We start from the raw sequence: 12,762 nt of genomic DNA on the forward strand, positions 1-12,762 counted from the left end.
GATGGTGAAGCACGCCAAGTTTCGGTGAGTGGAACGCGCCAACCAATTCGTCGGCCAGAGCCTTGCCTTTCTCGATGCCGTTGAGCGGGCGAGCCGTGCCGCGCAGCTCAACCGGCCCGTGCTGGTGATCGGCGAACGCGGGACTGGCAAGGAACTCATTGCGGAACGGCTTCACCATCTGTCGTCGCGCTGGTCGGGGCCGCTCGTCACGATGAACTGCGCTGCGCTGCCCGAGAATCTGATCGAGGCGGAACTGTTCGGTCATGAAGCAGGCAGCTTCACCGGTGCCGGCAAGACCCGCCACGGACGGTTCGAGGAAGCCGATGGCGGAACGCTGTTTCTGGACGAACTTGCAACCTTGTCGTCGCCCGCGCAGGACCGTTTGTTGAGGGCGGTCGAATATGGCGAGATCACCCGCATCGGCGCATCCAAGCCGGTCAAGGTCGACGTCAGAATCGTCGCGGCAACCAACGAACATCTGCCCGCCCTGGTCGACCAGGGTCGCTTTCGCGCCGACCTGCTCGACCGCCTGTCGTTCGAAGTCGTCACGCTGCCACCGCTGCGGGAGCGCAAGGATGACATCCCACTGCTTGCAGAACACTTTGCGCGACGGATGGCGGCAGAGCTGGAGTGGGACAATTGGCCCGGGTTCAGCGCCGGGGCAATGGCCGAACTCGAGCACTACGCGTGGCCCGGCAATGTCCGCGAACTCAGAAACGTAGTGGAACGTGCTGTGTACCGATGGGAAGATCCGGAACGGTCCGTCGACGCCATCCAGTTCGATCCTTTCCAGTCGCCGTGGGCACCGCTCGCGGCTGGCGAAACGATTTCCGTGCCGCAATCTGCTGCCGTCAGCGCAGCCCCGTTCGAAGAGGCCGTGGCAGCCGCACCGCAACCGCCCGCCAGCACCAATGATTTCCGCGGCGCCGTTGCGGCTTATGAGCGGGCGCTGCTTGAAGACGCTATGGCGCGCAACCGCTTCAACCAGCGTGCGACCGCAAGCGCTCTTGGCCTAAGCTACGACCAGCTTCGCCACGCGCTCCGCCGGCACAAGCTTCTCGACGGCGAAGCGGCCTGACGTGGGTTGTGAGTAAGCCCGGGACCCAGTGGATGCCGGCACCTCAGGCAAGTTCGGAAGATTACGCCCGCGGTCAGCGCGACGGCCTACGGCTTGCGCTTGCGGTTCTTGCGTCGGAGGAGGCGAAATGGTCCGCGCTGCTGGGCGAAAGCGCGTCATACCGAACCAATGTCGTTCGTGAAGTGCGCCACAAGACGCTGCAGGTCGCCCAGAAGAGACTGGAAACCGTACTCAACCGCCTTTCGCCGAAGGATCGGACCGAAGTCGACGCCGAGCTGGAATCCGCGCTCGAGAAAATTGGGCTTTAGAGAGGGCCAACCCCGCGTTGACTTGCAACGCGGTCGGCGTAGGGGCGGTGCAAACCTCAACGACAGGAGCAAGCACGATGCCCTTCAATCTCCCGGAACTACCCTATGCGAAGGATGCGCTTGGCGAGTTCATGTCCGCCGAGACGCTCACCTATCACCATGACAAGCATCACAACGCCTATGTCGTGCGCACCAACGAGCTGATCGCGGAGAAGGGTCTGGACGGCCGCTCGTTGGTGGACGTCATTCGCCACGCCAAGGGCGCGGGTGAAAACGTCCTCTACAACCAGAGCGCGCAGATCTGGAACCACACCTTTTATTGGCACTGCCTAGCGCCCGCCGAAGGACAGAAGCCGACCGGCCGCCTGGCGCAGTTGATCGAGGAAGGCTTCGGCACTCCGGAGAACCTGCTTGCGGCGCTGAAGAAGGAGGCAGTCGGCCACTTCTCCAATGGCTGGGCTTGGCTGGTGCTTGACGGCGACAAGCTGAAGGTGACTTCGCTTCACGATGCAGACACGCCGGTCGCCTATGAGGGGATGAAGCCGCTGTTCACCCTCGATGTGTGGGAGCACGCCTACTACATAGATTACCGCAATGTCCGCGCGGACTTTGCTGAAAAGGTGCTCGGCAACATCGTCAATTGGGACTTCGTCGCGCAAAACCTCGACGGCGCCGGCGAAACGCGGGCCGACCAGCAGAGCTAAGCTGCGCAGGATCGGTTACAGGAGGGCGGTGGCTTCGGCTGCCGCCCTTATTGTTTGAGGCGATAGCCCGTCTTGAAGATCCACCAGATGGTGGAAAGGCAGATCAGGAAGAAGAGGAAGGTCGCCGCCAGGCTGACGCCCACCGGCACGTCTGCCTGCCCGAAGAAAGTCCAGCGGAAACCGTTGATAAGGTAGACGACCGGATTGAAGTAAGTGATCGTGCGCCAGGGCTGGCCGAGCATGTCGGTCGAGTAAAAGGCGCCCCCGAGGAAGGTGAGGGGCGTCACCACCAGTAGCGGGATGATCTGGAGCTGCTCGAACCCTTTGGCCCAAATGCCCACGATGAACCCGAACAGGCAGAAGGTTGTGGCGACCAGCACTAGGTAGAGCAGCATCCATAAGGGATGCTCGATGTGGACGTCGACGAACAGGTTGGCGGTTGCCAGGATGACCAGCGCAACGATCATCGCCTTGCTGGCCGCGGCGCCGACATAGCCGATCACCGTCTCTACCGCTGACAAGGGTGCCGAGAGGATTTCGTAGATGGTGCCGGTAAAACGCGGCATGTGAATGCCAAAGCTAGCGTTGAAAATGCTCTCGTTGAACAGCGACAGCATCATCAGGCCCGGCACGATGAAGCTGCCGTAGTCGACGCCGTTGAGCTCACTGATGCGGCCGCCGATCGCCGCGCCGAACACGATAAAATAAAGCGAGGTGGTAATGACCGGCACCGCGAGCCCGGTCCAGAGCGTCCGCCGGAAGCGGTGCATCTCGAACTTGTAGATGGCTCCGATGCCCCGCCAGTTCATGCCGCTGCCCTTTGCTGGTGGATGAGGCCGACGAAGATGTCCTCCAGGCTGGATTGCTTGGTATCAAGGTCCTTGAAGCCTATCCCTGCCTCCCGCATCACCGCAATCAGGGATGCGACGCCGGTGCGGTCGGCTTTCGCGTCGAATTCGTAGGTGAGGGTGTTGCCATCCCGGCTCAACTGCGGGTTCCATTGGGCGAGCGCCGGGGGGACCGATTGCAGTGGCTCGGCGAGCTGGAGGTGCAGGACCTTGCGGCCAAGCTTCTTCATCAGCTCGTTCTTCTCCTCGACGAGGATGAGTTCGCCCATGTTGATCACGCCCACCCGGTCGGCCATCTCCTCCGCTTCCTCGATATAATGGGTGGTAAGGATGATGGTGGTGCCGCGCTCGCGAAGCTGCCGGACCAGGTTCCACATGTCGCGCCGAAGCTCGACGTCGACACCGGCGGTCGGCTCGTCGAGGAACAAAATGTCGGGATCGTGGGCCAGGGCCTTGGCGATCATCACGCGCCGCTTCATGCCCCCGACAGGTCTTTCAGGATGTTGTTGCGCTTGTCCCACAGCGACAGCGACTTGAGGATCTCCTCGACCCTCGCGCCGTCAGGCTTGCGGCCAAACAGCTCGCGGCTGAAGCTCACGGTGTTGATCAAAGGCTCGAAGACATCGAGCGTAAGTTCCTGAGGAACAAGGCCGATCCGCTTGCGTGCTTCGCGGTAGAAGCTCTGCCAGTTCTTCCCGTCGACCAGCACCTCGCCGGACGTTGGCCTTACGATCCCGCAGATGATGCTGATCAGCGTCGTCTTGCCGGCGCCGTTGGGTCCCAAGAGCGCGAAGATCTCGCCGCGGCGGATATCGAGGTCAAAACTTTTCAGCGCCTCCGTGCCGGACGCGTAAGCTTTGCGCAGACCGCGGATCGAGAGGATGTTTTCGCTCATTCGACGGGCGCCCCCTTGGCGACTTCATTTTTGGCGTCGGTATCCAGTCCGTGGCGCAGAAGCATCGGCATGTTGGCGACGGCGAAGATGAAGGAGACGATCGATACGCCCCAGACCTTCAGTGTCAGCCAGGTATCGAAGGTCACCGTCGCGCGCATGACTTCGTTGGCGACCGCAAGGACCAGGAAGAAGACCGCCCAGTTTCGGCTCAGCTTGAGCCAGCCGTCGTCGGTGAGCCCTGGAAAGACGGGGCCAAACAGCCACTTGAGCAGTGGCTTTCGCTTCAGCAGGCCGACAAACAGCGTGGCTGTGAACAGCAGATAGATGATGGTCGGCTTCATCTGGATGAATTTCGGGTCGCGCAGATAGAGCGTGATCGCGCCGAAGCCGACGATCAGCGCGGTCGACAGCCACACCATCGGCGACACACGCTTCACGACGACCAGACCGACGATGATCGAAATCACTGCCGCGACCATGAACGCGAGGGTGGCGGCTAGCGTTCCCTGGAGCCCCGATCCCGCGAACTTGTAGGCGGCAAAGAAGACCAGCAGCGGCCCATAGTCGAGCAGCAGGGTCCAGCTCGATCCCTTTTTCTCGCTCATTCGGGCGGCAGTCCGGCGATCGCACGGGCGACCGCGCGGGGATCAAAGGGACGAAGGTCAGATACGCCTTCGCCGACGCCGATGGCGTAAATCGGCAGCCCGAACTTCTCGGCGGCGGCCACCATAACACCGCCGCGAGCGGTGCCGTCCAGCTTAGTCATCAACAGCCCCGTCACACCCGCCGTTTCCCTGAACACCTCGACCTGCGCAAGCGCGTTCTGTCCCGTCGTGGCGTCGAGCACGAGCAGGACGTCGTGCGGCGCATCGGGGTTGAGCCGGCCTAACACCCTGCGGATCTTGGACAATTCGTCCATCAGGTGGGTCTTGTTCTGGAGCCGCCCCGCGGTGTCGACGATCAGCACGTCCTCGCCGGTGGCGGTTGCCTGTTTGACGCCGTCGAAGACGATGCCGGCGGGATCGCCGCCTTCCTTGCCGGAGATGACGGGCGCGCCGATGCGGTCGCCCCAGATCCTCAGTTGCTCGATTGCGGCCGCGCGGAAGGTGTCGCCAGCGGCCAGCAGGACGCCATAGTCCTCGTCCTTGAGCCAGGCCCCGAGCTTGCCGATCGTCGTCGTCTTGCCAGAGCCGTTGACGCCAATGACGAGGATCACGTGTGGGCGAGGAAAACCGTATACTTCCAGCGGTTTGGCGACCGGCGCTAAGATCTTCTCGATCTCCTCGGCAAGGATGGTCCGAAGGCCGCGTTCGTCCAGTTGCTCGTAGCGGCGGGCAGCGATGGCATCACGGATGCGCTTCGACGCCTCCGGGCCGAGGTCGGAGGCGATCAGTGCCTCTTCGATGTCGTCCAGGGTCGATGTGTCGAGTGCCGCCTTGGTGGCGAGGCCGGTGAGATTGTCGGCGACCTTCTCCGCTGTCTTGGCGAACCCGCCCCGCAGGCGATCGAGCCAGCTCATGCGGGCACCGCGATCAGCTCGCCAGTCGACACGCCGCTGATCCGCACGTCATGGACCTCGCCGCGCGCTGCACCGTCGAGCCGAACCGGTGCGAAAGCGTCGGTGTGCCCCTTGCCGGGCGCCTCGACCAGCATGCGCTGGCGGCTGCCCACCAAAGCTTCCAGCCAGCCGGCGCGACGGACTGCGGCCGCCTCACGCAAGCGGGCAGCGCGAGCCTTGACGATTTCCCGCTCGACCTGCGGCATCCGGGCGGCGGGCGTGTTCGGGCGCGGAGAAAAGGGGAAGATGTGACCGGCGATCACGTCGCAATCGTCCAGCAGTTTCAATGTGTTCAGCGCCATATCCTCAGTTTCGGTCGGAAAGCCGGCGATTAGGTCGGCGCCAATGGTGGCGTCCGGCCGCGCGGCCTTGATGCGCTCAACCGTGCGCACCGCCTGCGCTCGGTTATGGCGACGCTTCATGCGCTTCAGCACCATGTCGTCACCGGCCTGAAGCGAAAGATGGAAATGTGGCATCAGTCGCGGCTCGCTCGCGATCAGCTCAAGCAATGCCTCGTCCATCTCGACGCTGTCGAGCGAGGAGAGGCGGAGGCGCTGAAGGCGCGGCTCAGCGGCGAGCAGGCGCTGGCAAAGCGTGCCGAGGCCGCCTTCGTAATCGGTGACGTCGACGCCGGTTAGGACGATTTCCTGCGCGCCCCTGTCAATTTCAAGGGCAACGGCCCGGCGCACCTCCTCGAATGGCACCGACCGGCTTGGCCCGCGTGCCTGCCAGATGGAACAGAAGGTGCAGCTATGATCGCAACCGGTTTGCACCGCCACGAAGCTCTTCACCTTGTGCAGCAGCCCGGCAGAAGCAAGCGCCGGACCGGCCGTGTGGCCCGTGCGGACCTCGTCGACCTCGGGCATTGTGCTGAAGCTTTGCGGATCAAGCTCGGCGGCGCAGCCGGTGACGATCACCCGTGCATCCGGACGATCGCGCTTGGCACGGCGAATGGCCTGGCGAGTCTGGCGGACGGCCTCGTTTGTGACCGCACAGCTGTTGACCAGGATCCAGTCAGCATCCGCCGGCGCCGAGCGCTTTAGCGTCTCGCTTTCGGCGAAGTTGAGGCGGCAGCCGAGAGTGATGGCCTCGACGCTCATGACAGCGCCTCAAGATCGAGCTCGCCCGAAAAGACGTGGGTTGCGCCGCCTCGCATAAACACGGACCCGCCGGGCTCCCAGGCGATGGTCAGCGACCCGCCAGGCATCGTAATGCGGACCGGCGAGGTCAGGCGCTTCGACGCAATGGCAGCAACGGCAGTTGCGCAGGCGCCGGTCCCACAGGCGAGGGTGAGGCCTGCACCGCGCTCAAAGGTGCGCAATCGGATGCCGTCAGCCCCAACCGATGCGACATTGACGTTGATGCGTTCGGGAAACGCCGCGTCATTCTCGATCGTCGGGCCGATACGCTCCAAAGGGACTTCGTCGAGATCATCGACGAAGAAGACAACGTGCGGATTGCCCACGTTGACCGCGCGCGGGCTTGCGAGTTCGTCCCAGGCCATGGGCAAGGCAGCGGTATCCATCGGGTAGGCGAGAGGAATCGCTTCCCAATCGAAGCGCGGCTCTCCCATGTCCACTTCGACGTCCCCGGCCTCGTTGCTGCCATGAAGCAGCCCGCCGCCAGTCTCGACCGAGCCGACGCCAGTTAGCGCGAAGACGCACCGGGTAGCATTGCCGCAGCTTTCGACCTCTCCTCCATCCTGATTCCAGATGCGCATCTTGAGGTCGGCCGCGTCGGAAGGCTCGAGCACGATTAGCTGGTCGCAGCCGACCCCGGTGCGGCGGTCGGCAATGGCGCGCGCGCGATCCGCAGACATGCTGAACGGCTCGGATCGTGCGTCCACGATCACGAAGTCATTGCCCAACCCATGCATCTTGTGGAAGTGGCGCTTCATCTGTGCCGCGCGACTTAGGGAGCGAGGGCACAAGTGTCCACCGGACGTGCCACCTTCGGCCGCCATGAGAGTTGAGCAACGATGCCTAAAGCCGCCACCGATATCATGCAGGAAATCCTGTTCGCTGCCATCGTCGACGGCGTGGATGCGCTGAAGGCCGCGTCCAAGGGCGTGCCGAATACCTTGCTCCGGGATGTGCAGAGCCTGCATCGCAATGCCACCTTTGCCGACCTGCCGAAGGAGCTTCAGGACTCAATCGGGCAAAGCGTGCGGGCCGCGTTCACGAGGCTGCTGAAGGAAGGCTATTCGGTGGCGCCAAGCAGCACCGTTCCGCAGCGCCCGGCGAGCCCAATCCCCGACCGCCGGTTCGACCGCGACCGCCCGCGCAGCGGCCCCGGGCGTGGAGCCGGCGATCGTCCGCGCGGGGATCGCCCCGGCGGCGGACGTCCCGGTGGGCGCCCTGGCGGAGATCGGCCGGGTGGCGGGCGGCCCGGTGGCGGCAGACCGGGCGGGGCAAGCCGCGCGGGCCCAAACCGGAGTGAGTTGAAACGGTTGGCGCTTTCGGCTAGAGGCGCGCTCGTCTTTCCAAAGGCATGACATCGATGACGCGTCCACGGGCGCACGCCGGCCAACGAGGTTTCGTCCGCCGGCGTTTTTCCGTTTGGGCCCTCGTTCCGGCAGGGACAGGTCCCATATGGCTCGCGGATCATCGGCAGGAGTGAGTGCATGTTCGATAGTCTGAGCGACCGGCTCGGCAATGTTTTCGACAAGCTTCGCGGGCGCGGCGCGCTCAGCGAGGCCGACGTGCGCTCGGCGATGCGCGAGGTGCGCGTGGCCCTGCTCGAGGCGGATGTGGCACTGCCCGTCGCCCGCGACTTCGTCGACAAGGCGACCGAGAAGGCCGTCGGCCAGGAAGTGCTGCGCTCGGTCACGCCGGGGCAGATGGTCGTCAAGATCGTCAACGACGCACTGATCGAGATGCTGGGCTCCGACACTGCGGAGCTGAACGTTGCGGTGAACCCACCTGCCGTGATCATGATGGTCGGTCTTCAAGGCTCGGGTAAGACGACCACTACTGCCAAGCTTGCAAAGCGGCTGACGGAGAAAGAGCGCAAGAAGGTCCTGATGGCCTCGCTCGACGTTGCCCGTCCGGCGGCGCAGGAGCAGCTTGCGGTGCTTGGCCGTCAGGCGAATGTAGAGACGCTGCCGATCGTCACCGGTCAGCAGCCGGTGGACATCGCCAAGCGGGCGCTGCAGTCGGCGCGGCTTCAGGGCTTTGACGTTGTCCTGCTCGACACCGCCGGCCGCCTGCACGTCGACGATGCGCTGATGGGCGAGATGAAGGCGGTTGCGGCCGCCTCCAGCCCGACCGAGACCTTGCTGGTGGTCGACAGCCTGACCGGCCAGGATGCGGTCAACGTCGCCAAGGGCTTTGCCGGCGAGGTCGATCTTACCGGCGTGGTGCTGACCCGGATGGACGGCGATGCGCGCGGCGGCGCGGCGCTGTCGATGCGCGCGGTCACCGGCAAGCCGATCAAGTTCGCCGGTGTCGGCGAGGGCCTGGATGCGATCGAGCCGTTCCACCCGCAGCGGGTCGCTGGCCGGATCCTCGGCATGGGCGACGTCGTCAGCTTGGTCGAGAGGGCTGCCGAGACGATCCAGGTCGAGGATGCGGAGAAGCTCGCGGCCAAGATGGCCAAGGGCAAGTTCGACCTTGACGACCTGCGCATGCAGCTTGGCCAGATGCAGAAGATGGGCGGCCTTGGCGCGCTCGCGTCGATGATGCCGGGCATGAAGGGCATGAAGGGCGCGATGGAAAAAGCGCAGGACACCAAGGCGCTGGTCCACCTCGAGGCTATGCTGTCGTCGATGACCGCCAAGGAGCGCGCGCGGCCCGACCTCATTAACGCCAAGCGCAAGATCCGCATCGCCAAGGGTAGTGGCCGCACCGTTCAGGAGGTCAACAAGCTCCTGAAGATGCACCAGGAAATGGAAACGGTCATGAAGAAGCTGAAGAAGATGGGCGGGCTTGGGAAGCTCGCGTCGCTCTTCGGCGGTGGCGGCGGCTTGCCCGGCCTTGGCGGCGGTGGCGGACTGCCCACGGGTTTCGGTGGCGGACCGGCGATGCCCGGCCTTGGCGGCGGATCGCCGTTCAACCTGCCGCCGGGCTTCGACAAATTTTCTAAGAAATAAGCGAATAGAAAGAAGGAAGTAGAATATGGCACTTGCAATCAGGCTCGCCCGTGGCGGCGCGAAGAAGCGTCCTTATTACCGCATCGTGGTGGCCGACAGCCGCTCCCCGCGTGACGGCCGCTTCATCGAGAAGGTCGGCACCTACAACCCGCTGCTCGCGAAGGATTCGCCCGAGCGCGTGAAGCTGGACGGCGAGCGCATCTCGCACTGGTTGTCGGTCGGCGCCCAGCCGTCGGACCGCGTGCTTCGTTTCCTCGATGCCGCCGGCATCAAGGAGCGCGCTGCCCGCAACAACCCGAACAAGGCGAAGCCGGGCGAGAAGGCCACGGAGCGCGCTGAAGAGCGTGCGGCCAAGGAAGCCGAAGCCGCTGAAGCGGCGGCAGCAGCCGCTGCTGCGCCTGCCGAAGAGGCTCCCGCCGAGGAGGCACCTACGGCTGACGCCGAGTCCACTGCGGAGCCGGCCGAAGGCGGCGACGACACGCCTCCGGCCACCGAAGGCTCGCCCGAGGGCGCCGAGGCTGCCGGCGAAGGCGCTTCCGCTGAAGAACCCGCCGAAGGCGCGGCTCAGTAAGCCATGACGGATGCAGGTGACGGCGGAGAGGGCAGGGTTGCGCTCGCCGCTGTTGCCGGCGCCCATGGTGTTAGGGGCGAAGTGCGGCTGAAGCTGTTCACGGATTCCTCTGCCAACCTCTTGCTCCACCAAACATTGCTCGTCGGCGGACAGCCGCGGCGGCTCCTGTCCGTCCGCGATGGCGGCAAGACGTCAGTGGCGCGATTTGAAGGTGTCGGCGACCGCTCCGCAGCCGAGGCGCTAAGGGGCAGCCTGATCGAAGTCGGCCGCGATGCGCTGTCGCCGCTCGACGAGGGCGAATATTATCACTCGGACCTGATCGGCTTGCCCTGCTTCGACCTTGATGGTGCATCGGTCGGCACCGTCACGGCGGTCGAGAATTTCGGTGCCGGCGATCTGTTGGAGGTCGAGAAGGCCGACGGCCGGAAGTCGCTAATCCCCTTCCGGCCTGGCATCGCCGACCTCGAGGATGGCCGCGTCCTGCTAGACCCGGATTTTCTCGCCTAACTTCCGCTCTCGGCTTCTTCCATCACGCGGGTCGGTTCACGCAGCATCGGGCTCTGCTTGGCCAGATCATTGCGGATCGTCGTGGCAGCGACTCCGCCTTCGCCCATGGCATGGCTGATCTGGTCAAGTCCGAGCACCACGTCCCCTGCGGCAAATAGGCCCGGCACGCTGCAGCGCTGATGGTCGTCGACCTTGATGCAGGCGTCGTTCGACAGGTTGGCGCCGACCATCTCCGCCAATTGCGTGTGCGTGTCGGAACCAAGGGCGGGATAGACGCTGTCGAAAGTATAGGTGCCCTCAGCGGTTTCTATGACGATGCAGTCCTTCGCGGCCGCGACGGCCTGTGCGGGGCCGTTCACCGCCTTGATGCCCGCCGCCTCCAGCTTTTCCTGATCCTCGGCGTTGAGCTGCAGCGCGGTGTCGGGCGCGATCAGGGTAACGTCGGCGGTATAGCTGCGGATAAAAATGGCTTCGGCGACGCCATGGCTGTCACTGCCGATTACGCCCACCTTCTTGTCGGTCACCTCATAGCCGTCGCAGATCGGACAATAGCGAATGAGCCCACGCGACATGGCTTCGTCGTGGAGGTCTTCATCCATCTGAGGACGGCGGTTGGTGACTCCAGTTGCGAGCAGGACGGTCCGCGCCTGAAGACTTCCCGAGCCCCAGGTAGCGGTGAACAGGCCGGTGCCTTCGTCCCGCTCCAGCTTGGTAACGCGATCCTGGACGATCTTGGCGCCATATTTCTGCGCTTGAGACCGCATCCGCTCAAGCAGTTCCTTGCCGTTGATGCCGTCGGGGAAGCCGGCATGGTTGTGGCTGCACGGTATCCAGCTAGCGCGGCTCTTGCCGGCGTCCACGACCAGGATGTCGAGATGGAAGCGGGCAAGATAGATGGCAGCCGTCAGCCCGGCAGGTCCGCCGCCAATCACGATGCAGTCGAGGGGTTCGTCCATCCCGCCCCAATGGATTGTGATGAGGCAAGTTCCGGACTAGCCGGGCGCATGACGTTCGCGGCTACCGTCTTGACCTTATATCCGGAAGTCTTCCCCGGTCCGCTCGGCTTCAGCCTGGCGGGGCGGGCGCTCGATGCGGGCACCTGGTCGCTTGAGACCAAAAACATCCGCGATTTCGCGACTGACAAGCATCGCAGCGTCGACGACACTCCGGCCGGCGGGGGGGCGGGCATGGTACTGAAGCCCGACGTGCTCGCCGCCGCGCTCGATCATGTGGCGGACCGCGATCTTCAGCGACGGCCGATGCTGGCGATGACCCCACGCGGGGCGCCGCTGACACAAGCCCGCGTGCGGGAGCTTGCGGCAGGTCCGGGCGCGATCATCCTGTGCGGCCGGTTTGAAGGCTTTGACGAGCGAATCTTCGAGGCGCGGCCGGTGGAGCCCGTTTCCATCGGCGACTATGTGCTTTCGGGCGGCGAACTCGGGGCGATGGTGCTTCTGGACGCTTGCGTTCGGCTGCTTCCCGGAGTAATGGGCTCGGCCTCCAGCGGTGAGGAAGAGAGCTTCGAAACGGGGCTTCTCGAATATCCGCATTATACCCGACCACTCATATGGGAAGGGCGCACGATCCCCGAAGTGCTGCGGTCGGGGGATCATGCGAAGATTGCCGCGTGGCGACACGAACAGGCGGTCAACGATACACGGCTAAGGCGGCCGGACCTGATCGAGCGCCATGGGGGCGCATCGCAGGCACCGCCCTCTGGCGCGCGGCAACGAGATACGAAGGCGAAGTGACATGAACCTGATCCAGACCCTTGAGCGCGAAGCAATTGAAGCGCTGGTCGAGACCCGCCCCATTCCGGAATTCCGCCCCGGCGATACTTTGCGCGTCGGCGTAAAGGTCATCGAAGGCGACCGTACCCGCGTTCAGAACTTCGAAGGCGTCTGCATCGCCCGGTCGAACAAGGGCATCGGATCGAGCTTCACCGTTCGGAAGATCAGCTTCGGTGAGGGCGTCGAGCGCGTCTTCCCGCTTTATTCGCCGACGATCGACTCGATCGAGGTCGTGCGCCGCGGTGCCGTCCGTCGTGCCAAGCTCTACTATCTGCGTGGCCGCACGGGTAAGTCGGCGCGTATCGCCGAGCGCCGCGACCCGCGCCGGGAAGCTGCAAAGGCCGAAGCCGCCGACGCTTAAGCTTCTCAACGCACTGCAAATGCGCAACAAAGGGGCGTCCGTTCATCGGGCG

At 64.3% G+C, this 12,762-nt stretch carries 15 protein-coding genes and 1 pseudogene; 9 read left to right on the plus strand and 7 right to left on the minus strand.

Features of this window, described 5'->3' with window-relative positions; all coding sequences use genetic code 11:
- Nucleotides 1-28: 28 nt before the first annotated feature.
- The 3 genes from pspF (at nucleotide 29) to G7077_RS12980 (ending at nucleotide 2,090) form a co-directional block, all read left to right on the plus strand.
- Nucleotides 29-1,078 (plus strand): phage shock protein operon transcriptional activator, encoded by a 1,050-nt coding sequence (pspF, locus tag G7077_RS12970; RefSeq protein WP_166412070.1) that lies wholly within the window; start codon nucleotides 29-31, stop codon nucleotides 1,076-1,078.
- An 8-nt stretch (nucleotides 1,079-1,086) separates the two neighbouring features.
- Complete coding sequence (locus G7077_RS12975) at nucleotides 1,087-1,386, plus strand: hypothetical protein (protein ID WP_246167220.1); 300 nt, start codon at nucleotides 1,087-1,089, stop codon at nucleotides 1,384-1,386.
- A gap of 77 nt (nucleotides 1,387-1,463) precedes the next feature.
- Nucleotides 1,464-2,090: a superoxide dismutase gene (locus G7077_RS12980; protein WP_166412071.1), complete on the plus strand. Its 627-nt coding sequence runs from the start codon at nucleotides 1,464-1,466 to the stop codon at nucleotides 2,088-2,090.
- A 47-nt stretch (nucleotides 2,091-2,137) separates the two neighbouring features.
- Here G7077_RS12980 and G7077_RS12985 read toward each other — a convergent pair whose 3' ends face one another.
- The 6 genes and pseudogenes from G7077_RS12985 to dapF all read right to left on the minus strand — a co-directional run bounded on the left by G7077_RS12985 (nucleotide 2,138) and on the right by dapF (nucleotide 7,288).
- Complete coding sequence (locus G7077_RS12985) at nucleotides 2,138-2,899, minus strand: ABC transporter permease (RefSeq protein WP_166412072.1); 762 nt, start codon at nucleotides 2,897-2,899, stop codon at nucleotides 2,138-2,140.
- Nucleotides 2,896-3,833: pseudogene (locus G7077_RS12990) on the minus strand (ABC transporter ATP-binding protein). The gene G7077_RS12985 and the pseudogene G7077_RS12990 overlap by 4 nt, the downstream one beginning before the upstream one ends.
- Nucleotides 3,830-4,438, minus strand: coding sequence for a septation protein IspZ (gene ispZ, locus G7077_RS12995; RefSeq protein WP_166412073.1), 609 nt, complete (start codon nucleotides 4,436-4,438; stop codon nucleotides 3,830-3,832). The pseudogene G7077_RS12990 and the gene ispZ overlap by 4 nt, the downstream one beginning before the upstream one ends.
- Nucleotides 4,435-5,352 (minus strand): signal recognition particle-docking protein FtsY, encoded by a 918-nt coding sequence (ftsY, locus tag G7077_RS13000; protein ID WP_166412074.1) that lies wholly within the window; start codon nucleotides 5,350-5,352, stop codon nucleotides 4,435-4,437. The genes ispZ and ftsY overlap by 4 nt, the downstream gene beginning before the upstream one ends.
- Nucleotides 5,349-6,491 carry a MiaB/RimO family radical SAM methylthiotransferase gene (locus G7077_RS13005; RefSeq protein WP_166412075.1) on the minus strand — a complete coding sequence of 381 codons (1,143 nt, stop codon included), beginning with the start codon at nucleotides 6,489-6,491 and terminating at the stop codon, nucleotides 5,349-5,351. Before G7077_RS13005 ends, ftsY begins: the two co-directional genes overlap by 4 nt.
- Complete coding sequence (gene dapF / locus G7077_RS13010) at nucleotides 6,488-7,288, minus strand: diaminopimelate epimerase (RefSeq protein WP_166412076.1); 801 nt, start codon at nucleotides 7,286-7,288, stop codon at nucleotides 6,488-6,490. The genes G7077_RS13005 and dapF overlap by 4 nt, the downstream gene beginning before the upstream one ends.
- An 81-nt stretch (nucleotides 7,289-7,369) precedes the next feature.
- On the opposite strand from dapF, the gene G7077_RS13015 reads away from it, so the two are divergent.
- The 4 genes from G7077_RS13015 to rimM all read left to right on the plus strand — a co-directional run bounded on the left by G7077_RS13015 (nucleotide 7,370) and on the right by rimM (nucleotide 10,559).
- Nucleotides 7,370-7,885 (plus strand): hypothetical protein, encoded by a 516-nt coding sequence (locus G7077_RS13015; protein WP_166409935.1) that lies wholly within the window; start codon nucleotides 7,370-7,372, stop codon nucleotides 7,883-7,885.
- Between the two features lie 129 nt (nucleotides 7,886-8,014).
- Entirely contained in the window at nucleotides 8,015-9,481 is a 1,467-nt protein-coding gene (gene ffh / locus G7077_RS13020; RefSeq protein ID WP_166412077.1) for a signal recognition particle protein, read from the plus strand.
- 25 nt (nucleotides 9,482-9,506) lie between these two features.
- The gene (gene rpsP / locus G7077_RS13025; protein WP_166412078.1) at nucleotides 9,507-10,052 is read left to right on the plus strand and encodes a 30S ribosomal protein S16; all 546 of its coding nucleotides are present in this window, start codon (nucleotides 9,507-9,509) and stop codon (nucleotides 10,050-10,052) included.
- A gap of 3 nt (nucleotides 10,053-10,055) precedes the next feature.
- Nucleotides 10,056-10,559 (plus strand): ribosome maturation factor RimM, encoded by a 504-nt coding sequence (gene rimM / locus G7077_RS13030; protein ID WP_166412079.1) that lies wholly within the window; start codon nucleotides 10,056-10,058, stop codon nucleotides 10,557-10,559.
- On the opposite strand, the gene G7077_RS13035 is transcribed toward rimM, so the two are convergent.
- Nucleotides 10,556-11,515 (minus strand): NAD(P)/FAD-dependent oxidoreductase, encoded by a 960-nt coding sequence (locus G7077_RS13035; protein WP_166412080.1) that lies wholly within the window; start codon nucleotides 11,513-11,515, stop codon nucleotides 10,556-10,558. The two genes, rimM and G7077_RS13035, sit on opposite strands and share 4 nt — an antisense overlap.
- 48 nt (nucleotides 11,516-11,563) lie before the next feature.
- Here G7077_RS13035 and trmD point away from each other — a divergent pair, with 48 nt between their 5' ends.
- A complete protein-coding gene (gene trmD / locus G7077_RS13040; protein ID WP_166412081.1) occupies nucleotides 11,564-12,310 on the plus strand; it encodes a tRNA (guanosine(37)-N1)-methyltransferase TrmD in 747 nt (248 codons plus the stop codon).
- A 1-nt stretch (nucleotide 12,311) separates the two neighbouring features.
- Nucleotides 12,312-12,710: a 50S ribosomal protein L19 gene (gene rplS / locus G7077_RS13045; protein ID WP_166412082.1), complete on the plus strand. Its 399-nt coding sequence runs from the start codon at nucleotides 12,312-12,314 to the stop codon at nucleotides 12,708-12,710.
- Nucleotides 12,711-12,762 lie beyond the last annotated feature (52 nt).

Origin of the sequence: Sphingomonas piscis, assembly GCF_011300455.1 — a bacterium.
Classification (GTDB): Bacteria; Pseudomonadota; Alphaproteobacteria; order Sphingomonadales; family Sphingomonadaceae; genus Sphingomicrobium; species Sphingomicrobium piscis.